19 protein-coding genes are annotated in these 22,400 nt (G+C 45.8%); 11 read left to right on the forward strand and 8 right to left on the reverse strand.

Annotation, left to right across the window (positions count from 1 at the left end; translation table 11 throughout):
• Positions 1–3 precede the first annotated feature (3 nt).
• The gene (locus tag ACRD7P_RS12695) at positions 4–768 is read left to right on the forward strand and encodes an XRE family transcriptional regulator (RefSeq protein WP_430907998.1); all 765 of its coding nucleotides are present in this window, start codon (positions 4–6) and stop codon (positions 766–768) included.
• Between the two features lie 38 nt (positions 769–806).
• Here the strand turns inward: ACRD7P_RS12695 and ACRD7P_RS12700 are convergent, their stop codons facing one another.
• Entirely contained in the window at positions 807–1,250 is a 444-nt protein-coding gene (locus ACRD7P_RS12700) for a GNAT family N-acetyltransferase (RefSeq protein WP_430907999.1), read from the reverse strand.
• A 192-nt stretch (positions 1,251–1,442) separates the two neighbouring features.
• Between ACRD7P_RS12700 and ACRD7P_RS12705 the strand changes: the two genes are divergently transcribed.
• Entirely contained in the window at positions 1,443–2,495 is a 1,053-nt protein-coding gene (locus ACRD7P_RS12705) for a transporter substrate-binding domain-containing protein (RefSeq protein ID WP_430908058.1), read from the forward strand.
• A 34-nt stretch (positions 2,496–2,529) separates the two neighbouring features.
• Here ACRD7P_RS12705 and ACRD7P_RS12710 read toward each other — a convergent pair whose 3' ends face one another.
• Genes ACRD7P_RS12710 through ACRD7P_RS12720 form a run of 3 tightly spaced genes read right to left on the reverse strand, consistent with a single transcriptional unit; the run spans position 2,530 to position 5,602 of the window.
• The gene (locus tag ACRD7P_RS12710) at positions 2,530–3,243 is read right to left on the reverse strand and encodes a hypothetical protein (RefSeq protein WP_430908000.1); all 714 of its coding nucleotides are present in this window, start codon (positions 3,241–3,243) and stop codon (positions 2,530–2,532) included.
• A gap of 21 nt (positions 3,244–3,264) precedes the next feature.
• Positions 3,265–4,956 (reverse strand): gamma-glutamyltransferase, encoded by a 1,692-nt coding sequence (gene ggt / locus ACRD7P_RS12715; protein ID WP_430908001.1) that lies wholly within the window; start codon positions 4,954–4,956, stop codon positions 3,265–3,267.
• 58 nt (positions 4,957–5,014) lie between these two features.
• The gene (locus tag ACRD7P_RS12720; RefSeq protein ID WP_430908002.1) at positions 5,015–5,602 is read right to left on the reverse strand and encodes an ACP phosphodiesterase; all 588 of its coding nucleotides are present in this window, start codon (positions 5,600–5,602) and stop codon (positions 5,015–5,017) included.
• A 95-nt stretch (positions 5,603–5,697) separates the two neighbouring features.
• Between ACRD7P_RS12720 and glmM the strand changes: the two genes are divergently transcribed.
• Positions 5,698–7,086: a phosphoglucosamine mutase gene (gene glmM / locus ACRD7P_RS12725; RefSeq protein ID WP_430908003.1), complete on the forward strand. Its 1,389-nt coding sequence runs from the start codon at positions 5,698–5,700 to the stop codon at positions 7,084–7,086.
• Here the strand turns inward: glmM and ACRD7P_RS12730 are convergent.
• The gene (locus ACRD7P_RS12730; protein ID WP_430908004.1) at positions 7,083–8,000 is read right to left on the reverse strand and encodes a lysophospholipid acyltransferase family protein; all 918 of its coding nucleotides are present in this window, start codon (positions 7,998–8,000) and stop codon (positions 7,083–7,085) included. The two genes, glmM and ACRD7P_RS12730, sit on opposite strands and share 4 nt — an antisense overlap.
• Positions 8,001–8,056: 56 nt before the next feature.
• On the opposite strand from ACRD7P_RS12730, the gene ACRD7P_RS12735 reads away from it, so the two are divergent.
• Positions 8,057–8,707, forward strand: a complete 651-nt coding sequence (locus ACRD7P_RS12735; RefSeq protein ID WP_430908005.1) for a rhomboid family intramembrane serine protease — start codon at positions 8,057–8,059, stop codon at positions 8,705–8,707.
• A gap of 145 nt (positions 8,708–8,852) precedes the next feature.
• Positions 8,853–10,487, forward strand: a complete 1,635-nt coding sequence (locus tag ACRD7P_RS12740; protein WP_430908006.1) for a hypothetical protein — start codon at positions 8,853–8,855, stop codon at positions 10,485–10,487.
• A 75-nt stretch (positions 10,488–10,562) separates the two neighbouring features.
• On the opposite strand, the gene ACRD7P_RS12745 is transcribed toward ACRD7P_RS12740, so the two are convergent.
• Together ACRD7P_RS12745 and ACRD7P_RS12750 are read right to left on the reverse strand one after the other, a co-directional pair.
• Entirely contained in the window at positions 10,563–11,693 is a 1,131-nt protein-coding gene (locus tag ACRD7P_RS12745; RefSeq protein WP_430908007.1) for a redoxin domain-containing protein, read from the reverse strand.
• 102 nt (positions 11,694–11,795) lie between these two features.
• Positions 11,796–12,308, reverse strand: a complete 513-nt coding sequence (locus tag ACRD7P_RS12750; RefSeq protein ID WP_430908008.1) for a hypothetical protein — start codon at positions 12,306–12,308, stop codon at positions 11,796–11,798.
• A 251-nt stretch (positions 12,309–12,559) separates the two neighbouring features.
• On the opposite strand from ACRD7P_RS12750, the gene ACRD7P_RS12755 reads away from it, so the two are divergent.
• A complete protein-coding gene (locus ACRD7P_RS12755; protein ID WP_430908009.1) occupies positions 12,560–15,472 on the forward strand; it encodes an FAD-binding and (Fe-S)-binding domain-containing protein in 2,913 nt (970 codons plus the stop codon).
• Here the strand turns inward: ACRD7P_RS12755 and ACRD7P_RS12760 are convergent.
• Entirely contained in the window at positions 15,461–16,321 is an 861-nt protein-coding gene (locus ACRD7P_RS12760) for a UDP-2,3-diacylglucosamine diphosphatase (RefSeq protein WP_430908010.1), read from the reverse strand. The genes ACRD7P_RS12755 and ACRD7P_RS12760 overlap by 12 nt on opposite strands.
• 252 nt (positions 16,322–16,573) lie before the next feature.
• On the opposite strand from ACRD7P_RS12760, the gene aroC reads away from it, so the two are divergent.
• The 5 genes from aroC (at position 16,574) to ACRD7P_RS12785 (ending at position 22,264) form a co-directional block, all read left to right on the forward strand.
• A complete protein-coding gene (aroC, locus tag ACRD7P_RS12765) occupies positions 16,574–17,638 on the forward strand; it encodes a chorismate synthase (protein ID WP_430908011.1) in 1,065 nt (354 codons plus the stop codon).
• Between the two features lie 216 nt (positions 17,639–17,854).
• Entirely contained in the window at positions 17,855–19,183 is a 1,329-nt protein-coding gene (locus ACRD7P_RS12770) for a dicarboxylate/amino acid:cation symporter (protein ID WP_430908012.1), read from the forward strand.
• 60 nt (positions 19,184–19,243) lie between these two features.
• Positions 19,244–20,275 carry a glutathione synthase gene (gshB, locus tag ACRD7P_RS12775; RefSeq protein WP_430908013.1) on the forward strand — a complete coding sequence of 344 codons (1,032 nt, stop codon included), beginning with the start codon at positions 19,244–19,246 and terminating at the stop codon, positions 20,273–20,275.
• Positions 20,268–21,095, forward strand: a complete 828-nt coding sequence (locus ACRD7P_RS12780) for an N-formylglutamate amidohydrolase (protein WP_430908014.1) — start codon at positions 20,268–20,270, stop codon at positions 21,093–21,095. Before gshB ends, ACRD7P_RS12780 begins: the two co-directional genes overlap by 8 nt.
• The gene (locus ACRD7P_RS12785; protein WP_430908059.1) at positions 21,095–22,264 is read left to right on the forward strand and encodes a flavohemoglobin expression-modulating QEGLA motif protein; all 1,170 of its coding nucleotides are present in this window, start codon (positions 21,095–21,097) and stop codon (positions 22,262–22,264) included. Before ACRD7P_RS12780 ends, ACRD7P_RS12785 begins: the two co-directional genes overlap by 1 nt.
• The last annotated feature ends 136 nt before the right edge of the window (positions 22,265–22,400 follow it).

Here is a 22,400-nt window from a genome sequence, read left to right on the forward strand (position 1 = left end):
CTTATGGAAAATGAACTGATATTAAAGCGTTTTATCGATATACGGCGAGATTTGGGATACACCCAAGTGGAGTTTGCAAAAGTTCTGGGCATTTCCAGTACCACGGCCGATATTGAAAGGGGGCGTACAAAACTTTCCGGAAAAGTGGTTACCGAGCTTTTAAAACAGTTCAAGGTAAATCCGCTCTGGCTTTTCGGTGATAGCGAGGAAAAATACCTACAACCGACCAATATCAACGTTATACCAAAGGTAGTGACCGTCGATGCCTCTGAAAATGAAAATATGGTACTGGTCAATGCGAAAGCGGCCGCTGGCTATCCACAAAACATTCAGGATACCAGTTGGTACCGACAATTGCCCGCCTTCGATCTACCCATACCGGAATTTAGAAATGCCACTTATCGTGGATTTCAGGTAGAGGGTGATAGCATGTATCCCAACCTAAAACCTGGAGACTGGGTCCTGGCGCGTGGTGTCGAACACATCGATTATGTCAGTGCGAACAAGATGTATGTGGTGGTGTTGGAAGATGCCGTGCTGGTCAAAAAAATTGAGCGAAAACCCAATTCAAACAATGTTACCCTAATTTCATTGAATCCCAATTACCCTCCTTACGAAATAAAACCATTTCAAATACAGGAACTATGGGAAGTCAATAGTAAGATTACTTTCAGTTTGGACGCTACGACCGACAAAGGCCTATTACGTCAGCTTCAGGAATCGATGGACGAATTAAAGAGCCAGATCAAACACGTAAAAAAGGTTTAGGAAGGATATGCTCACATCACTTTAATGTTGAAATGGTATTAACGGTTTGAAAGGGTATCCGTTTTAAGAGTATACAGGCCACTTTGTTTTAAGGTGAACCCCAATCCCTCGTACAGCTTGATGGCAGGTTTTCGGTGGTGCCCCGTAAAGAGCAACAGTTCGGTAACATTTCTGTTTTTTGCTTCGGATAGTAACACTTGCATGATTTTTTTTCCAATACCGTTTCCACGGTATTTTTCATCGACAACCACATCCTCTATCATTCCTTTTTTTCCGGAGATAACCGTATAAATGGCCATCACGGCCATCCCAACGATTACGTTTTCTATCCTGCAAACCACGAAAGCCGATCTCTCGTCCCGTTCCAATACCTTTTTTACGGACAGCTGTTTTATCTGGGCATTCAATTGTCGATACAACAAGGTTATCTGTTTTTGGTCTTCGGTGGTAACGGTGTTCCCCTTCAATAACGTGATGGTCATAAAATGGCTTTTGTCAAAAATAACAAAGCAAATAACCGCAACAAATTACCGGGATATCAAAATCACAGCTCCTTTTGGTTTTCTCCTGTGGTCAAGTGAAGGGCGTTATAACGGAATACAAACAGGGATCATGAAATATTGTATCTTGCTTTCATTGATATTTTCGTTATGGGGATACGCTTTTTATGTTTGATGTTCATACTGGTCTTTTGTAAAGGTTCGGCCAATACAACGGAGCGGGACACCCTGATTGTCGGGTATACCGCAGCGCCCCCGTTCATATTGGAACAGGGCGCCGATTTGTCCGGTATCAATATATTGTTGTGGGATCGAGTGGCGAAAGACCTGGATTTACCGTATAAGTTGGTGCGAATGCAATTCCCTAAAATGTTGGATTCTTTGGAGGCAGGCGCTATCGATTTGAGCATCAATCCCCTCACCATTACCAGTGAACGAAGTAAAAAAATGGAGTTTACACATTCTTTTTATGCCTCCAACGCCACCATTGCCATTGCGGAGAAGTCCTCTCTAGAAAAACTTGTCCAATTTTTAAAAGGATTTTTCAACCTCAATTTTTTAAGGGGGCTGTTGCTGCTGTTGACCATAATATTGCTTTTCGGCTTTGTGGGGTGGTTGTTCGAGCGAAAGGCGAACCCCGAACACTTTCGTTCGGGGTGGAAAGGCATTTGGGATGGACTTTGGTGGTCTGCCGTGACCCTAACTACGGTAGGATATGGGGACAAGTCCCCACGAACCGGTTTTGGTAAGATTGCCGCGTTGGTATTGATGTTCACGGGACTGCTTTTTATTTCGGGCCTTACCGCAGGAATCGCCTCTAGCCTCACGGTAAATCAGTTGAACAGCAACCCTGATAGTTTTAACGAGTTCAAGGAACGGAAGGTGGGGTCGGTTAAAAAAACGGGAAGCATGGCCTTTTTGCGTGCTCAATTTTTTAAGGATATCACTGGTTTTCAAAGTGTAGGGGAAGGCCTGCTGGCGCTTAAAAAAAATAGGATAGAGGCCTTCGTTTATGATGAGCCCATTTTATCGCACCGAATCCAAACAGATTCCAGTTTGAGTGCACTGGCCATCTTGCCCATAAAGTTCGACGTTCAGTTTTATGCTTTTGGTCTTGCCAAGGACAAGGTGGCCCTCGAGCAACAAATTTCACAACGTATTTTGGAAATCATGGAAACGGCCGAATGGCGCATTGTCCTTAACGAGTACGGACTCACGGAAATTTAATACCATTTCAAAGTTAAAATGGTATAAGAAATATTCAATTGTACGCTTTTAGGGTACCCATGTCCAAGTTTATGGGGCCGATGGAATGGGATTGGGGTAGGTAGACCCCATTGGGCATCATTTTCCAATCGTCCCAACTGGCCTCTATTCCCCCAATGGGAATAATACTCACCCACATCCGATAACTTTCGGGAAACCCATTCTCGTTCAACTCCCACAAATAACAATCTCCCGGAGTGCTGCCGCCCATGGAATAGCGAACGAGCAGGCCTTCGGTACCATCTTCCAATGGCACGATACTTCTTGTAGTACCCTTGTCGAATACTTTATAGGGAGCCACCAACCAAAAGGAATCATTATTAAAAAAATCTTGCGCTTTGCGAATTGCTCTTTGTCGTTTGCGACCTTTCACGGTCTCGCCTTGGTGTTTTACATTATTGTTTTTAGATGCGTTTAAATCTAACCGCACCACATAATCCGACCAGGATACGACCACGGTCCCCATGGTTTTGTCCCATTTATAGCAGTGGGCACCACCGGCGAACGACCATTCCAAAAAACGCGTCTGTTGGTATTGTTTCAAATGAATGGCACGAAGCATTTGTTTTGCCAGATCATCGGCCTTTGCGCCTTCTTTTCCTTCGGGAACGGGCACGTTAAAAACGAGGTAGAGTAAGCCAAAACCGACAACGGCGATAACGAGTATCCCGGCAAGGATCTTTAAAACACTTCGTACTATTTTTTTCATTTTCTATGGGTTTGCCGCGGTTTAAAAACCTACGGCGGTATCGTCTCCTCTTTTGTCGGCTCCTCCTTCAAGTCGACCATCCTCTAAAACACCGATGGCATCGACTTTACCGATAATGGGGGTACGTTCCTCGTTTAAGATATAGCCTTTTTCCGATAATTGCCGTTTTATTTCATCCGAAAAACCTTCTGGTTCAAAAATGACCATGTCGGGTAGCCATTGGTGGTGAAAACGTGGAGCGTTTACCGCCGCTTGCATGCTCATATGAAACTCATATTTATTAAGAATGGTCTGGGCTACGGCCGTAATAATGGTAGAGCCACCGGGCGTGCCGACTACCATGTACAATTCGCCTTCTTTTTCTACTATCGTAGGGGTCATACTGCTCAGCATCCGTTTTTCGGGAGCAATACTATTGGCCGCCGCTCCGATCAATCCGAACATATTGGGAACTCCCGGCTTTGCACTAAAATCGTCCATTTCGTTGTTGAGAAAAAAACCGAGGGCGTCGCAATACAACTTGGACCCATAGGCGCCGTTCAGTGTCGTTGTCACCGATACGGCATTGCCCTCACTGTCCACAATGGAATAATGTGTGGTCTCCATACTTTCGTTTACATCGACCTTTCCGTTTGCGATATCCGTCGATTTTGTCGCTTTTTCGAAGGAGAAATCGACCATCCGTTCTTTTAAATAGTCATCACTCAGTAAAACGTCCAGCGGAATATCCACAAAATCAGGGTCTCCCAAAAAATAATTCCGATCGGCATAGGCCCTTCGTGAAGCTTCTGTGAAAAGTTGTATGGCACGGGCGCTATTATGGCCATATTCCTTTATGTTGTGGCCTTCGATCATTTTAAAAATTTGATTGATGGTCACTCCGCCACTACTTGGTGGACTCATCGAAATAATCTTCAGATCCTTGTAGTTAAAAATGATGGGTTGTCGCCATTTTGCCTCATATGCCGCCAAATCGGCCATGGTGACATAGCCCCCGCTTTCTTGAATGAAATCCGCAAGGATTTTGGCATTTTCTCCCTTGTAAAAGCCGTCCCGTCCTTTTTCGGATATCGCGCGCAGGGTTTTTGCCAATACGGGATATCTTAGGGTGTCCCCTTTGGTACAGCCGATGGGAAAGCTAGTGTTTCCTCCATTTACTTCAAGGATCGACTCACGATAGTTGGCAAAACGTTCCGCCTGTTTTTCGGTAACGACTAGGCCTTTTTCGGCAAGGGCGATTACCGGTGCCAGAATATCCTTTAAGGGGAGTGAGCCAAATTTTTCGTGAACTTCTATAATACCGGCGACCGTTCCGGGAACGCCCACTGCCGTTGCCCCAATGGTGCTCATACCGGGCACTACATTGCCAAGGGAGTCCAAATACATATCTTTTGAAGCGGTCTTCGGGGCTTTTTCCCGATAATCGAGCGCCCCAACGTCCCCATCGGCCTTTCGGTATACCATAAAACCGCCGCCACCAAGGTTTCCCGCGAACGGATAGGCCACTACCAATGCCATTTCCGTCGCTACCATGGCGTCAAAAGCGTTCCCCCCTTTTTTTAAGATAGCGGCCCCAATTTGGGAAGCCTCTTCCCGTGCCGAAACGACCATGGCATTTTCGGTGACCAGGCCAGTGGGCGTTGCCGGAGGAGTTTTGCAGTTAAAAACGAGCAACAAAGGTATAATTGGAACAAGGGCTTTAAAATTTTTCATAGAAGACGGTAATGGTTTTTAGGTTAAACGGGGATTGAATTGGCATGCTATGGTTTCCTTATTTTAAGGCTAGGTATTTCTGTTTTGCGAACGTCCGCAAGGCTTCAAAAAACTCGGTAAACTCCGCTTCAAAAGCGGGATAATGTTCCTCAAGGTCTACAATGGCAAAATTCATCTTGGATTTGTTTTTTGTTCTTCGGTCCATACCGTTCAAAGTTCTGGAAATCCCTTCCATATTGGAATAATTGAAAAGCCAATTGTCAGCGATCATGTAGGGCATAAAGCGTTTTACCCCGTCGGGGAGTAAATCATATCGGTCTTCCAACAAATCGTAAAAGCGCTCGACGAAATCCGCTAAGGGGATGTCGGAATAACGATCCCAATTTTTTGCAAGAAAATGATCATAATAGATGTCAACAATAATCCTGCTGTAATGGCTATAGTTTTTGTGCAAACGTTTACTACTTTTTTTGGGGATGGGATGTGAATCGGTAAAGGTGTCTATTTCCCGATGAAGGAAAATGCCCTGTTGCACCCTTTTGGGCAAATGCTTGAATTTATTGCCCCGGATACTGTCGGCCACAAAGTTTCCTATAGCAATGGCATCGTCATCAAAAGAAAGGTAAATGTGCGCTAAAAAATTCATATTTCAACCAGTTATTGGAGCCCTCCGAATTTACGAATTAAGCCGTTGCCTTTGGTGACAACCCTTTATATTTGTAAAAATTTTTTGATACAGGTATGACATTAATTAAATCCATTTCTGGGATTCGTGGTACGATCGGTGGTCGGCCCGGAGACAATCTTACCCCGCTCGACGCGGTGAAATTTGCTGCTGCATATGGTACATGGTTAAAAGACTATAGCAAAAAAGAGGCCCTTACCGTGGTCATTGGTAGGGATGCCCGACTGTCAGGACAAATGATCCAAGATTTGGTCGTCGCTACCCTGGTGGGACTTGGTATCGATGTGGTCGACCTCGACCTGTCTACAACGCCCACCGTTGAAATAGCGGTACCGCTCGAAAAAGCGGACGGAGGTATCATCCTAACGGCAAGCCATAATCCCAAACAGTGGAACGCGCTAAAGTTATTGAACGAAAAAGGGGAATTCTTGGATGCCGAACAGGGCGCCCGGATCCTGAAAATTGCGGAAGAGGAGAATTTTTCCTTTACCGAGGTGGACGATTTGGGTACCGTTACCCGAAACGACGCGTATATCGATATACATATTGACGAGGTTTTGGAGCTTTCCCTTGTGGATGCCGAAGTGATAAAGGCGGCAAAGTTCAAGGTAGTGGTCGACGGCGTAAACTCAACTGGCGGTATTGCCATACCCAAACTATTGGAAGCCTTAGGGGTAACGGTGGTAAAATTGTATTGCGATCCCACCGGTCATTTTCCGCATAATCCTGAACCTTTAAAGGAGCATCTTGGTGCCATTTGTGAAAAAGTGGTTGCAGAGAAGGCCGATTTTGGTATTGTAGTAGACCCCGATGTGGATCGGCTCGCCTTTATTGCCAATGATGGGGAAATGTTCGGAGAGGAATACACCTTGGTGGCCTGTGCGGATTACGTACTCGGAAAAACACCGGGAAATACGGTTTCCAACCTATCATCGTCACGTGCTCTGCGCGACATTACCGAAAAGCATGGGGGTGTTTATGAAGCGGCGGCCGTAGGCGAAGTAAACGTGGTTGCAAAAATGAAGGCCACAAAAGCCATTATCGGTGGTGAGGGAAACGGTGGCATCATCTATCCCGAAAGTCACTATGGTAGGGACTCCTTGGTGGGAACGGCCCTATTTTTAATGTTGATGGCCGAGAGGGACGGTACGGTAGCGGAGCTTCGCGCCGGTTATCCGTCCTATTTTATGAGCAAAAAGAAAATCGCCCTGACGCCGGACTTGGATGTGGACAGTATTTTGGAGAAAATGGCCGCTGCTTACAAAAACGAGCAATTGTCGACCATAGACGGGGTGAAAATCGATTTTGCAGAGAATTGGGTACATCTTCGAAAGTCGAATACCGAACCCATCATTCGGGTGTATACGGAGGCCAAGAGCCAAGAAGAGGCACATGCACTAGCCGACAAAATCATTGCGGAAATAGAGGCGATAGCGGTTTCTTAAGCCTGTTCCGACTTGGTTTGTTGTTCCGTAGCAAAAGCGGCAGGGGTTTTGCCCCGGTGTTTCCATCGTTTATGGGTCCATAAATAATAGGCGGGATTTTCCTTTATCTGCTGTTCCGCTAAGCGAAGAAAACAATCGGTAATTTCATTCTTTTCGGTTTCCTTTCCGTTTTCCGTTATGGGAAGGAACTCCGCTTCGTAATGTCCACGGCCTGTTTTGGAAACCTTTAAAAACACCACGGCAAGGCCCAGTTTTCGCGCCAAGGTTTCGGCACCATTGATTACCGGAACCTTGATGCCCATGAATTCTGCCCAGTAATGGGCACGGTGTGCCTGTGGCGATTGATCGCTAACCATACCAAAAATGCCCGTAATGCCCTGTTGTTTGTTCCGTACGATGGTCTTTACCGTTTCTTTTTGGGTAATAAGGGTGGTATTCCATTTTGCCCTTACTTTTCGTGCCCAGTTATCAAAGTATGGATTGGTAATGCGTTGGTACACCGCATACCCTTTGGATGTTACATAATTGTTCATGCTCATGTTCCATTCCCAGCTGGCGTAATGGGAGCATACCACCAAAATACTTTTCTCCTTTTCCAACCGCTGTATCATATCCATATTCTTGATGCGATACCGTTTTGCGATTTCCGTTTTGGAGAGGTTCATGGTTTTTACCATTTCCAAAAACATATCGCACATATGTTTAAAAAAGGTCTTTTCTATTTGCCGTCGCTCCATTTGCGATCGCTCCGGAAAAATGAGCTGTAAATTCGAACGGACTACTTTTTTACGGTAACCGATCAAGCGGTAAACGAGAACGTAAACGACGTCCGAAAAGCGGTAGAGTAGCCAAAAGGGAACTATGGAAATCAACCAAATAAAGGGGTATGCCAAAACAAAGACTAAGCGCTGCATTTCAAATGAATCTAGGCAAATATAGCTATATTTGAATCGTAACCTAAACAGGTCAAATGTTTGATAATATCCATCTTGCCACCATTGCCATTATCGCTGCCAACGTACTCGTTTCAATCAAAGGATTTGAAGACCGGTCCTTTTTGGAGCGTTATAAATTCAGCGTCGGCGGTATTCGATCGGGACAAAAGGAACGGATGCTTACCTCAGGGTTCTTACATGTGGATTGGACCCATTTGATTTTTAACATGCTCACCTTGTATTTTTTCGCAAATACGGTAATTTCCCGTATGGGCGCACCCAAATTTTTGGGAATTTATGCGATAAGCCTTGCCGCCGGAAGCCTTTTGGCACTTTTTTTTCATAGGGAAGAACCTTATTACAGCGCCGTAGGGGCTAGCGGGGCGGTAACCGGGGTGCTTTATGCCGCCATTTTGTTACAACCTACGATGAACCTATATTTATTTTTTGCCGTTCCGATACCTGCCTATATTTTCGGGATCGGTTATTTGATGTATTCCATTTACGGGATGAAGAACCGTTTGGGAAATATTGGACATACGGCGCATTTCGGTGGTGCAATCGGCGGTTATGTAACTACCTTGATATTTCTACCCTATCTATTTGAGACCGAAACCCTTATGGTAGGGCTGCTGGCCATCCCTATTATCGTGCTCTTCATATTGCAGCGTTCCGGGAAAATTTGACATGCTGCTAGTCGTTCCTACAGCTAATATTCACTCCTTGTAGGAGAAAAACTCCGTTCGTCGAATAAAATGATAAAATTATACCATTAACTATATATTTACGTTCAGTTAGAACCCCAATTCTAATTGGTAAAACCTACTTATCATGAATAAAGTTTCCCTCGTGGCAATCGCCACTATGATATTGGTTGCATCATGTAGTGATGAAACCACAGTGTACAACAGTCCTGAAGAAAACGTTCTTTTAGAGGACAATCAAACTATTTTAGACAACAGTATCAGTTTTGAAAATTCCGGTGTGCTGGACATTTTTGAGCTGGACAAGACCACCGGTAAAGTCTCGAAAAATGAAGACGGTACGGCCGGTGATTACCCACTTACCTTAGTGGGTCAGGTGACAAGTCCTTCGTACAGGGGTACGTTGCTAACCGCCTCCCATGTGGATGTGGAGGGCGATTATGCCTATATTTCGTATAACACCTCTGGTGATACGTATTTAGGCGGTATCGATGCCGTAAACATAAGCGACCCTAACAATCCGAGGGTTACCTCAAGATTATACTATACCAATGCCGATATCAATTCCATAAAGTACGACAACGGATATGTGTATTTAGCTGGCGGATTCGATTCTGAACGTTCCGCAACCATCGAATTTAATTCCTTTGTTGGAAAAGTGAACGTTACCAACGGCCGCTTTGATATTAGTGGGGGCATTACATATGGCTTTCAGGAAGGTTTTAACGCAACCGATGTAAAAATAACGGGCAATACCTTATTGGTGACCAGCGGAAAAGATGGCGTTATCACCAAATATGATAAAGCTACCGTAACCAGTACCAATGAAGCCGCCTTTGCCGATTTAAGGGCTATGGCGATCAATGACAACACCATTGCCGTTTTAGACGGTAGTCAGGGTGTCAATGTTTTGAACCAAGATTTAGAGGTGACCGCTCAAATCGGGATCGTATCCGATTTTGGTGACTTTGCAAAACGGACCTTGGATTTTTATGAAAATAATATCATCGTTTCCGAGGGCGCTAAAGGCGCTGGAGTATACGAAGCCGGTTCCGGAACACTTTTGGAGTATATACCCATTCTTATCAATCCCGAAGGCGTTGACAATTCGGATGTTGTGACCAATGCGGTGGCGGTTAACGAAGGCATTGTTTTGATGGCGAACGGTGGTGCGGGGCTATGCCTTTCCGAAGACGCCGGAGATAATACGGACTTGGTAGGTATTATTGCTCTTGACGGATCCATCAATTATGTAGAGACCAAAGGCGACTATGCTTTTGCGGCTTCCGGAAAATCGGGTCTGCAGATTATAAAAATGAACAAACCGAGCACTAGTCTGGAAGCGGCATGCAGTGCCAGCCCGGTCTATAGCGGTAGTTCCAACCTTAACGTAAATTCTGGAGAAGAATTGGCATACCGAGGTTCCAAACGTTTTAATAGCGTAAACGTGGACGGAGGGTTGTTGCTGTGTGGTTCATGGACCGTAAGAAATGCGGTAAACATCAACCAAAGCGGGTCGTTCGAAATGAACGGTACCTTTGTAGTGGGAAGAAACAACCGCAGAAGAAATGTGACCGTTGGCAAAGATGCCACGTTTCGGGTAGAGGGCAACCTTACCATTTATGGCGATCTGATTCTTGAAGATGGGGCCACCTTGGCCTTTTTAGGAGCGAATTCGGTCGTAAACGTTTTGGGCGATGTGGTAAAAAATGGCGATGTCCAGATTACCGGTTCTTTCGATGATGTTCAGAACAAGTTTTAACGGAAATATAAATGCATAAAAAATCCGATACCGTTTTACGGTATCGGATTTTTCTTTTTGAGATGGGAGGGAGGTTTAGTTCAATACTTCCGCAACCTTGTCCTCCAATGCCTTTCCTCGAAGGCCTTTGGCGATAATGACACCGTTTTCATCCAGCAAAAATGCCGCTGGAATGGCATCTACATTGTAAAGTTTGGCAATGGCATCATTAAAATAAGCTAGGTTGGAAACGTGGTTCCATACTAGCCCGTCATCGGCAATGGCCTTTTTCCAATCTTCCGCCTTACGATCGAGGGACACCCCTAGCACATTGAATCCCTTGTCGTGATATTTTTCATAAACCTTTACGATATTGGGATTTTCCGCCCGACACGGCTTGCACCATGCCGCCCAAAAATCGATAAGGGTCAGTTTTCCCTTTACCTCACTAAGGCTGGTTTCCTTTCCGTCCGGGGTAGGTGCCGAAAATTCCGGGGCGGTCGCACCGATATCCGTACTTTTCGCGTTTTCTTCCCGTTCCCGTACCACCTTCAATTGCTCAAGGATTCTTTTTGCCGCTTTGGTATTTTTCATATCCGGGGTAAGACTATCGTACATGTTCTGGATGTCACTGCTCGGCAACGCCCTGGAACCCATGGCCCTTTCGATCAGTAAGGTAGAGATCAATGCATTGCGATGTTCCTTAATATAGTTCAGGTCAAAATTTTTGTACTCCTCTTGAAGTTCCATCATTTCGTCCCGCAGGGCGGTCAAAGTGGCTTCGTCCCGGCTGGCGTTCGCTTTTTGCATGTCCTCCTGAATGGATTGCGCACGTCCCGAAATTCCCTTGAACTTATCCAGATAGTCACTAAAAATTGCATTTTGTTCCGTTCCCTCGATTTTGGCCACGTTCAAGCTATCCTTCTGTCCGGACCATTCGATTTCACCGTTTTCGATGATCAGTGCCGAGTTGCCCCCTAGCTTATCAAAAAATAAATAATGCATTTCCGGAACATCCGCCTTTCCGGTAAAAACGAACTTTCCGTTTTCAACGGTTGCGGTATCGATATCGACCGGTTGGCTATTTTCGCCCAGGGCTTTTAAGTATACTGCGGTACCGTTGGCGACTTCACCTCTTATGCTTCCGTTAATGGTATAGCCTTCCGGAGCCGAGTCACATGCGGCGAGCATTAAAAGTGCACCGCCAAATATTGCTAATTTTTTCATTTGTTCTCTTTTAAAACGGCTCAAAGGTACTAATAATAGCGAGTATAAAAAAAGCTCCTTTTTGTTGAAAAGGAGCCTCTAGAATTATACCTGAATTTGTGCTTAAAACTGATAGCGTACCCCGAGTCCGATATCGAAATCGAGATTGTTATCGAAATCGCCGTAACCAATGAGCCCAAGTTCGGGCCGTAGGTCCAAGGAAAGGAGCAAAGGGAAATCAAAACTATATTCGATACCCACGGTCCCTGCCGCAAAAACGAAAAATCCACCATCGGGCTGAAATGCTTCGTTGTCCCGTAAGGTAAGTTCGAAATTGGCATCACCGAGTCCGCCCCCAAATCCGTAGTACCATTGAAGACCGCCATCTATCGGGCGCACCCAATGGTACAGCACGGCTACCTTAAAGGCATCGTATTCCCGGCTATCGCGCCAACCCAGATCAATTTCTAGCCTGTTGTACCTGCCGATGGATTTTTGGTAGGATATTTCGGCACCGTAGCCATCGCTTTCGCCCAAACGCAATCCGATCGCGTGGTTGGAAATTTCTTGGCCATGTACGAAATCGGTACCGACCGTACAAAATGCTAAAAAGATAAAAAGTTTTAAAATTTTCATATGTATCCGTTTTGGTTCTGAACTCGTTTAAACTTTTTGCGTTTAAGCGAAAATTAGTCATTTTTTGGCCATTTGAAGGCTTTTTTGATTTGCATAGCAGGACTACGGAAAGAAAAAAAGGCAAAGAACGGACGAAAAAGGGCAATTTTTTAGCAAATGGAAAAAGTTTAAACGAGTTCTCTAAATAAAATAGGGGAACAGAAGTTCCTCCGCCAATAAAAACTTAATTTTGCATTCAAAATTGTTTGAACTTGGATAAAAATTTGCTAAAAGAACTGTCCGTTTCCCTCGATGGGGAGCTTTTAGACGATGCGTTGACCAAAGCGCTTTATGCCACGGATGCTTCGGTATACCGTAAAACACCCTTGGGCGTGGCGTTTCCCAAAACTACAGACGACCTTAAACAACTGATTCTTTTTGCGAAGAAACATGCCATAGGCTTGATTCCGCGAACCGCGGGTACCTCTTTGGCAGGGCAGTGCGTGGGCGACGGTTTGGTGGTGGACGTTTCCAAGCATTTTACGGAAATCATAGGTTTGGATGAGCAAAAGCGCCAGGTTACCGTTCAGCCGGGAGTGGTTCGTGATGCGTTAAATCGCTTTTTGCTACCTTATAGACTGTTTTTTGGGCCAAATACCTCTACGGCAAATCGGTGTATGATAGGGGGAATGGTCGGGAATAATTCTTCGGGAACCACCTCTATCAAATATGGGGTAACCCGGGATAAGGTGGTCTCCATGAAAACCGTGCTATCCGATGGGTCGGAAGTGGAATTCGGGGCGCTGGACGAAGCGGAGTTCATGGCAAAGACCAAAGGAAAAGGTATTGAAGCTAAAATATACCAAAACCTTTATAATGAGTTGTCCAACAAGGAAATAAGGCAAGAAATTATCAGCGAATTTCCAAAACCTGAAATTCATAGGCGGAATACCGGCTATGCGGTGGATGAGCTGTTGCGCGGTACCCTTTTTGGTGGTTCGGAAACCCAAGTAAACCTTTGTGAATTGTTAAGCGGTAGCGAAGGAACATTGGCGTTTACCACCGAGGTTACCTTGCAGCTAGATCTATTGCCGCCAACCTTGTCGGCTATGGTAGTGACCCATTACCGTACCTTGGAGGAATGTCTGTCCGATGTGGCCCCGGTCATGGAATGTGGTTTGCATACCTGCGAAATGATGGACAAAGTAATTTTGGATTGCACCAAAAACAACAGGGAACAGTTAAAAAATCGCTTTTTTGTTTCCGGAGATCCCGAAGCGCTATTGATGTTGGAGGTAAAGGCCGATACGGGTGCCGCGTTGCAAGAACAATTGGACCGGTTGCTGACGGTAATCGATGCCTCGGGGCTCAGTTATGCAAGTCCCGTTCTAAAAGAGGGCGACATTGCCAAGGCGCTGGAGCTCCGAAAGGCGGGATTGGGTCTTTTGGGAAATATCGTCGGCGACCGAAAAGCGGTTGCCTGTATCGAGGATACCGCCGTAGCTTTGGAGGATTTGAAAGACTTTATTGGGGAATTTTCCCAAATCATGAAGGGATACGGTCAAAAAGCAGTGTATTACGCACATGCCGGGGCGGGCGAACTGCACCTTCGGCCTATTTTGAATTTGAAAAAAAGCGAGGATGTTACCCTTTTTAGGGCAATTACCACGGACGTGGCCAAACTGACCAAAAAGTATAAAGGCTCGTTCAGTGGGGAGCATGGCGATGGTATCGTGCGTGCCGAGTTTATTCCTTTGATGATAGGGGAAAAGAATTATGAGCTGTTGAAACGGGTAAAATCCTATTTCGATCCCGAGCATATCTTCAATCCGGGAAAGATTGTGGATGCCTACCCCATGGATGCCGCTTTGCGCTACGATATCGATAGGGAGGAGCCTGTTGTGGAAACCTTAATGGATTTTTCGGACAGCGAGGGAATATTAAAAGCGGCGGAAAAGTGCAACGGTAGTGGCGACTGTAGAAAGCCCCACGAAATGAAAGGAGGCATGTGTCCGAGCTACCACGCTACCAAAAACGAAAAAGATACTACACGGGGAAGGGCGAATGCCCTAAGGGAGTTTTTGACCCACTCCGAAAAGCCCAACCGCTTTGATCGGCAGGAATTGAAGGAGGTCTTTGATCTTTGTTTGAGTTGTAAGGCCTGTAGCAGTGAATGCCCGAGCAATGTGGATATCGCTACCCTAAAAGCGGAGTTTTTGTATCAGTATCAGGAAGCGAACGGCTATCCGCTGCGTTCAAAACTTTTCGCCTATAATACCAAATTGAACCGACTGGGGAGCATGGTTCCCGGGCTCACCAACCGTATCTATCGCTCTGGGGTGCTGGGCGGAATTTTAAAGAAATCCGCTGGGGTGGCGTTTAAAAGAAGCCTTCCCGAAGTTTCAAGTTTTAATTTTGATAAACATCTGCAACATCTTCAAAAAGATAGTGTTGTGAATAAAGGAAGAGTAGTTCTTTACATCGATGAGTTTACCAACTACATGGATGTAGATCTTGGTAAAGATGCGATGGCACTTATGGTGAGTTTAGGGTATGAGGTGACCCTGTTTTTCGGGGAAAGTGGCCGGACCTTCATCTCAAAGGGGTTTTTGAAACAGGCGAAGCGGTTGGCCAAAAAGAATGTTAAGGCGCTTTTGGCGTATGCCTCTGAGGGTATTCCGATAGTAGGATTGGAACCTTCGGCGATACTCACGTTTCGCGATGAATACAAGCGCTTGGTCCCCGAACGGTCGGAAGTGCTTAAAGTGGGGGAGCACAGTTTTTTGATCGAGGAATTTCTGGCTTCGGAAATAGGGAAAGGCGTGCTGACCAAAGACCTATTTACCAAGGAAGCACGAAAAGTAAAGATCCATAGCCATTGTCATCAGAAGTCGTTGAGCAATCAAAAGGTCACTTTTGACATGTTGAACCTTCCCGAAAATTACGAGGTGACCATTATCAGTTCGGGCTGCTGTGGTATGGCCGGCTCTTTTGGGTATGAAAAGGAGCATTACGAACTGAGCATGCAGGTAGGGGAGCTCAAATTGTTCCCATCCGTTCGCAACGCCGCCGCGGATACCATTATTGCCGCTAACGGTACCAGTTGTCGACATCAGATCCATGATGGTACGGAACGCGAGGCCTTGCATCCCGTGACCATTTTAAAGAATGCATTAGTCGATTAGGGGTTCTTCCGCCGTGTCGGAAGCTTTCTTTTCAGAAGCTATGGAGGCGATCAATTCATGAATGTCCAGCTGCTTTAACTCCTCGTCGGCAAAGAACGGAGAAAGACGGTCGTGATTGTAACGGTATATTTTCCAGCGCTTGAAGGAATACTCCAAGGCGGTCAAATGTTCCACCCAGTCACCGGAGTTCAAATAGGTGCATGTTCCGTTTGGCGTAGTCACAACCTCCTTTTTGGGCAAGTGTATGTGACCGCATACCACATAGTCATATCTTTTTGCTATGGCGAGGTCTATCGCCGTGCGTTCAAAGTCCCCAACATACCGGGTGGCCCCTTTAATACTGTTTTTGATTTTTTTGGAGAGTGAAAATTTTTCGCGTCCCGCCCAGTGTAACGCCCGGTTGACAAACCGGTTCAAAACAATGAGTAAGTCGTAACCGTATCCGCCCAATTTGGCTAGCCATTTCATATTTTGAATGGAAAGATCAAAAACGTCCCCATGAAAGAACCATGCTTTTTTTCCATCCAAGGACAGCACCAGCTTGTTGCAAACGTGCAGGTTCCCCATCGTCGTATCACTGAACTTGCGGAGTACCTCGTCATGGTTGCCCGTAATGTAGAACACTTCGGTGCCTTTTGCGGCCATCCCGATAATTTTTCGCAACACTTTCATGTGCGATTTGGGAAAATAACGTTTGTTAAATTGCCATATATCGATAATATCGCCGTTCAAGACCAATTGTTTGGGGTTGATGCTGTTCAGATACGTCAATAGTTCCTCGGCATGACATCCAAAGGTGCCCAAATGAATATCTGAAATGACCACAACTTCTAGCGTACGTTTTCTCAAAATGGATTTTTATACAAAATAAACCTATCGGTATCAATATAAGGATATCAAAACATCAAGAATGAATGTTGTTTTGATTAAGGGAAGTTTAATGGGGACGTTGCTATGTTAAGGGAATATTACTGCGGTTGCGTGTTGGCAAACGTTGATTTAAGATTTACCTTTGTTTCTTGACGATTTTGGCTTTCTCGGGCATAAACGGCAAGGTATTGTCGGTTCCGTGCCCATTTTCATTAAAAGAAGTATAGCATTATGGCAGGTAATACATTTGGGAATTTGTTTAAGATTATGACGTTCGGGGAATCCCATGGTGTTGCCATCGGTGGGGTGATCGAGGGATGTCCATCGGGCATCGAATTGGATATGGAGGCGATACAAAAGGAGCTGGACCGCCGAAAGCCAGGGCAATCGGCAATCGTAACACAACGTAAGGAGCCGGATACCGTTGAGTTTTTTTCAGGTATTTTTGAAGGGAAAACGACGGGTACGCCAATAGGCTTCGCCATTCGGAACACCAATCAAAAATCACATGACTACTCCCACATTAAAGACTCCTACAGACCTTCCCATGCCGATTATGTGTACGATAAAAAATACGGTTTTCGTGATTATCGCGGCGGTGGTCGCAGTTCAGCCAGGGAAACGGCAAGTAGGGTCGTTGCAGGCGCGATAGCCAAACAATTCTTAAGCGGGATTCAAATAAACGCTTATGTTTCCCAAGTGGGGGCGTTAAAAATGGAAACACCGTATCAGGAACTGGACCTGTCCCTTACCGAATCCAATGCCGTGCGCTGTCCCGATCCCGAATCGGCAAAAGCAATGGAAGCGTATATCAAGGAAGTACGTAAGGAAGGGGACACCATTGGCGGTGTAATCGATTGTGTTATAAAAAATGTGCCCGTAGGGCTGGGAGAGCCGGTTTTTGATAAATTACATGCGGAGTTGGGAAAGGCAATGCTGTCCATTAATGCGGTAAAAGGTTTTGAGTATGGAAGCGGTTTTGAAGGGGTCACCATGAAGGGCAGTGCCCATAACGACCAATTTAATTCGGACGGAACCACAAAAACAAATTACAGCGGTGGTGTTCAGGGAGGTATCAGCAACGGTATGGACATCTATTTTAAGGTGGCGTTTAAGCCCGTAGCCACGATAATTCAAGGATACGAGACCATCGATAAGGATGGGAACATGGTGCAGACCAAGGGAAAAGGCCGACACGACCCTTGTGTTGTGCCAAGGGCGGTGCCCATTGTAGAGGCCATGGCAGCCTTGGTGCTCGCCGACTATACCTTACTGAACCGGACCATTCAAAAATAATAGTGCCGGAGCTTGTTGATTATGTAGTTTAAGTGTGAAGGAACCTAAGGAAAAAGACTTTCCCTGCAACCGCCCAATACTATTATTTGAGGCCGCTCCTGCGGCCTTGTCACCCAACGAAAGACGAAGATTTCGATAGCCCCTAAGCCAACCGTCAAAATCTGCTTTTCCATTCCGTCCAAAAACAGTAACTTACCCGCTTAAAGCAACCGCGGTATGGGTAAATTGGCGTTACATTGGAAAATCTTGATCGGAATGCTGTTGGGGCTCGTTTTTGGCTTTGCCATGACGTATTTCGATGGAGGGAAAACGTTTGTCGCCAATTGGATCGAACCCTTCGGCGCTATTTTCGTGAAACTGCTAAAACTGATAGCGGTACCGTTAATTCTGGCTTCCTTGATCAAGGGAATATCAGATCTTAAGGACATCTCCAAGTTTCGAAAAATAGGTTTGCGAACCATTGGCATTTACGTGCTGACGACCGTGGTGGCCATTTCCGTTGGCCTGGTTCTGGTAAACACGCTCCAACCCGGGAACGGTATCGATGCTGAAACCATTGAAAAATTTTCCCAGACCTACGCCAATGACAGCGGTGTCACCGATAAGTTGGACGAGGCGTTGAAACAAAAGAGCAACGGTCCCCTACAGTTTTTAAAGGATATGGTCCCGGACAATGCGGTGGCGGCCATGAGCGATAATAAACTAATGCTGCAAGTTATATTCTTTACCATCTTTTTAGGCATATCAATGCTACTGGTGGGAGAAGAGAAAGCCCGTCCGTTAAAGTCCTTTTTTGATTCCCTGAACGAGGTGGTGCTCAAAATGGTCGACCTCATTATGTTGTCGGCGCCTTATGCCGTTTTTGCCCTTTTGGCCAATGTGGTATCCTCCTCCGGAGACCCGGATCTTCTGGTGGCCTTATTGAAATATGCTGGGGTAGTGGTACTGGGGCTGCTCTTGATGATCGTGTTTTATGCCGTTTTGGTAACTTTATATACGGGAAAAAATCCCTTGTGGTTCCTGAAACAGATCAGTCCGGCACAATTGCTCGCTTTTTCAACAAGTTCGAGTGCCGCTACCTTGCCGGTTACCATGGAAAGGGTAGAAGAACATATCGGGGTGGATAAGGAGGTGTCCAGTTTTGTTTTGCCCGTCGGCGCTACCATTAATATGGATGGTACGAGCTTGTACCAAGGTGTTGCGGCAGTTTTCGCCATGCAAGTGTTGTGGCCGGAGGGACTGGTGTTCAGTAACCAGCTCATCATCGTATTAACGGCCCTATTGGCTTCTATCGGTTCCGCGGCCGTTCCCGGGGCCGGAATGGTCATGTTGGTCATTGTATTGGAATCCATCGGTTTTCCTCCGGAACTGTACCCTATCGCATTGGCATTGATCTTTGCCGTAGACCGTCCCTTGGATATGTGCCGGACCGTAGTCAATGTTACCGGGGATGCCACGGTTTCAATGATCGTTGCAAAATCGGTAGGAAAGTTAGGAGATCCAAAACCAAAAGAATGGGACGACCATTTGGAAGAAGTGCGGTAACACGTTTTCAAATGGCGCATTGTCGATCAGGCCTTTGATATTATTTTTAAACGGAAGCATATGAATATTTGTTTTTTAATGTACCCTTGGGAGGAAATAGACGCTGAGAACGATACCAGTTTGGCGCTAATACACGAATGTGTGAAAAGACAGCATGGCGTAGCCATTTGTACCCCGGCCAACCTTACTATCCGCAACAGCGTTACCAATGCTTTTTGTACCGTTATCGGCCGTATGGAGAAGGTTCCGAGCAATTTGAAGACCTTTTACAAACAGGCGAAGGTGCGGGAGGAAATGCTTCCCCTGGCCGGTTTTGATGTGATTTTTATGCGGGCCAATCCGCCTTTGGACCCGATCATGCTGAATTTTCTGGATTCCGTAAAAGATGATGTGTTCATCGTTAACTCGCTGCAAGGCATTCGTGAAGCAAACAATAAACTCTACACCGCAGCATTTGGGGATTCACATAGCAACATTATCCCGACCACCCATGTTTCCAAAAATAAGGGATATCTGTTGAAACAGATTAAAGAATCCCAGGCCGATAAAATGATATTGAAACCCTTGAACGGTTTTGGGGGATCCGGGGTAATCCTAATCGAGAAATCGGCAATGAGTAATATTAAATCATTGTTAGATTTTTACGTAACCAACTCTGATGGAAGTTCTAACTATGTAATACTTCAAGAATACATTGAAGGTGCGGATCAGGGTGATGTTCGTATATTATTGTTGAATGGCGAACCGATCGGAGCCATGAAACGGGTGCCGGGATCGGACGATCACCGAAGCAATGTGTCCGCCGGTGGATCAGTGGCCAAGCACCATTTGACCAAACAGGAAAAGGCACTGTGCAAGCAGATCGGACCGAAGTTGGTGAAGGACGGGCTCTACTTTGTGGGAATCGACGTCATAGGCGGAAAGCTAGTAGAGGTCAATGTGATGTCGCCAGGAGGAATAACCTATATGAACAAGGTGTACAAGGCCAAACTACAATCGAAGGTAATCGATTTTGTGGAGAGCAAGGTGCTCGACCAATTACAGGCTTTTCAACGGCGCACCCGATTACGAGACGAGGTAGAAAATGCTTAAACTTTCCGTTTCCCATATTATTGAGAAGATAGAAAGGCAGGAGGCCTTCGAGGCCGTTGCCGAGGACTATTCCTTTAGCTTGAAAATCGATTCGTACGCTCCCTATATCTGCGCCGCGGTGCACGATGGACACCAGTTTCGAAAATCGCTTTGGGAAAACTGTACCCATACCGAATATGAACGATGGTACGAAGAGGACCCATGTACAAGGGAAATGGTACATGACCACCCCATAGTCATCGCGGGGAGGGACAGCCGGTTCGAGTATGACCTGAACCGTGCGCCCGAGGCCGCCGTGTATACCGATGCCTGGGGCAAAACGCTTTGGAAAGTTCCCTTGCCCGATACGGAACGGGAATTGAGCCTTAAAAAACACAACAATTTTTACCGGGTGGTCCGTGCTTTGGTCGGCCAGATCGAAAAAATACACGGAACGGCACTGGTTTTTGATATGCACAGCTACAATTACAGGCGATGGGAACGGGAAGTTCCGGTATGGAACCTCGGTACCGCGAATATCGACGAAAAAAGATTTGGCGCGCTTGCGGAATCGTGGCGCCGACAGCTTGGGGAAATGAAGTTGCCGAACGGTATCGTTTCCACCTCAAAAATCAATGATACCTTTCAAGGGAACGGTCACTTTTTAAAATACATAACCCATACCTTTGAGAATACGTTGGTACTCGCTACGGAAATTTCCAAAATTTATTGCGATGAGCTTTCGGGGATGATTTATCCGGAGGTGGTCCGTAGCGTTGCCTCACATTTTATGGACGCAATGCCCAGACAAGTCGACGAATTCTTGAGTAAAAAAGGATGATGATCACCGAACAACAGACCGATTTACAGGGAGCATATACCGAACTGTTCGATATTGACCATAACCTGGACCGTTTGGTCAAGAAAATAGAATTGCTCAGCTATGTAAACCCCTTGAATACCGAAAAGCAAAAGCAACTATTTTTTGCCTCCAAGTATAGCAAAAACCCGGAGTTTCGATACCCAAAGCTGAAGTTTGATGCCTATAAGTTGCATCGGCTGTTCTTTTCGCAGCGTTTGGAACGCGTTCAGGACGATGCCATTCGGCAACTCTATCAGGATATCATTTACTATTATTCCAATATGGTTCAGTGTATCGAGACCATAGGGGAAGGCAAGCGCTTTTATTACAACTCCCTAAGGGTGTATGGCTCGCCTACGGAAAAAGACGTACAGAACGCCCGTTTTATCCTCCATTATGCCGATGCCCCGCATCCCCCGGAGATGGACAAGATTTTTAGCCCCGAAGAGGCGAAGTCCTATTTTTTGGATTTTTCAAAACAATATGATTTTCCGCTCAACGTAAAGTTTTCCACCCATATGGCCGCCGATGCCATGGTGAGCAACGTTTCACAGACCTTATTGATCAAAAAGAACACCAAATTCAGTAAAAATCAATTGTTGACCTTGGCAAATCATGAAATTGGCGTGCACTTGGTCACCACCTTCAATGGCATGTTGCAACCGCTCAAAGTCTTTTCGAACGGTTTTCCAAAGAATGTGGAAACCCAGGAAGGGCTTGCCGTTTTCAGTGAATACATGAGCGGTGCGCTCACCTTAAAACGGTTAAAAGAGTTGGCGTATCGCGTGCTGGCATCGGACAGTCTGATCAAAGGATACGATTTTAAGGGGACCTTTGATCTGATCCATAACCAGTACAAGCTCAACAGAAACGATGCTTTCGCCATTACCCTTCGGGCGCATAGGGGAGGGGGCTTTACCAAGGACCGCCTATACCTGAGCGGATTGCGTACCATTTACAAACGCTATCGGGAGGGACGATCTATGGACCATTTATTGACCGGAAAGGTATCGGTCGATTATGAGGACGCCATTAATACGCTATACGATAAGGGATTGGCGTTGCGCATTACCCATAACAACCACGCTTTTGAGGAAAACCGGAATACCGATAAAACGCTTGACTTCATTTTGAACAATCTCAAGTAGGAAGACCCAGTGCTTTTTCAAAGCAAATGCCATTGTTCCCTATGAGGTGCAAAAACCTTTGACTTTCATAAAGAACATGGCATTGCAACACCATTAAACCCGCTTTATGCATTAGAAAATCTATTACAGCTTCCAG

Origin of the sequence: Maribacter sp. 2-571 (assembly GCF_050589625.1) — a bacterium.
Lineage (GTDB): Bacteria > Bacteroidota > Bacteroidia > Flavobacteriales > Flavobacteriaceae > Pelagihabitans.

Coding starts and splice junctions, on each gene's coding strand:
- ACRD7P_RS12705 (WP_430908058.1), top strand. CDS start 1,443: ATGTTCATACTGGTCTTTTGTAAAGGTTCGGCCAATACAACGGAGCGG.
- ACRD7P_RS12730 (WP_430908004.1), bottom strand. CDS start 8,000: ATGCAGCGCTTAGTCTTTGTTTTGGCATACCCCTTTATTTGGTTGATT.
- ACRD7P_RS12780 (WP_430908014.1), top strand. CDS start 20,268: ATGCTTAAACTTTCCGTTTCCCATATTATTGAGAAGATAGAAAGGCAG.
- ggt (WP_430908001.1), bottom strand. CDS start 4,956: ATGAAAAATTTTAAAGCCCTTGTTCCAATTATACCTTTGTTGCTCGTT.
- ACRD7P_RS12770 (WP_430908012.1), top strand. CDS start 17,855: ATGGGTAAATTGGCGTTACATTGGAAAATCTTGATCGGAATGCTGTTG.
- aroC (WP_430908011.1), top strand. CDS start 16,574: ATGGCAGGTAATACATTTGGGAATTTGTTTAAGATTATGACGTTCGGG.
- ACRD7P_RS12785 (WP_430908059.1), top strand. CDS start 21,095: ATGATCACCGAACAACAGACCGATTTACAGGGAGCATATACCGAACTG.
- ACRD7P_RS12710 (WP_430908000.1), bottom strand. CDS start 3,243: ATGAAAAAAATAGTACGAAGTGTTTTAAAGATCCTTGCCGGGATACTC.
- ACRD7P_RS12700 (WP_430907999.1), bottom strand. CDS start 1,250: ATGACCATCACGTTATTGAAGGGGAACACCGTTACCACCGAAGACCAA.
- gshB (WP_430908013.1), top strand. CDS start 19,244: ATGAATATTTGTTTTTTAATGTACCCTTGGGAGGAAATAGACGCTGAG.
- glmM (WP_430908003.1), top strand. CDS start 5,698: ATGACATTAATTAAATCCATTTCTGGGATTCGTGGTACGATCGGTGGT.
- ACRD7P_RS12750 (WP_430908008.1), bottom strand. CDS start 12,308: ATGAAAATTTTAAAACTTTTTATCTTTTTAGCATTTTGTACGGTCGGT.
- ACRD7P_RS12745 (WP_430908007.1), bottom strand. CDS start 11,693: ATGAAAAAATTAGCAATATTTGGCGGTGCACTTTTAATGCTCGCCGCA.
- ACRD7P_RS12740 (WP_430908006.1), top strand. CDS start 8,853: ATGAATAAAGTTTCCCTCGTGGCAATCGCCACTATGATATTGGTTGCA.
- ACRD7P_RS12720 (WP_430908002.1), bottom strand. CDS start 5,602: ATGAATTTTTTAGCGCACATTTACCTTTCTTTTGATGACGATGCCATT.
- ACRD7P_RS12735 (WP_430908005.1), top strand. CDS start 8,057: ATGTTTGATAATATCCATCTTGCCACCATTGCCATTATCGCTGCCAAC.
- ACRD7P_RS12695 (WP_430907998.1), top strand. CDS start 4: ATGGAAAATGAACTGATATTAAAGCGTTTTATCGATATACGGCGAGAT.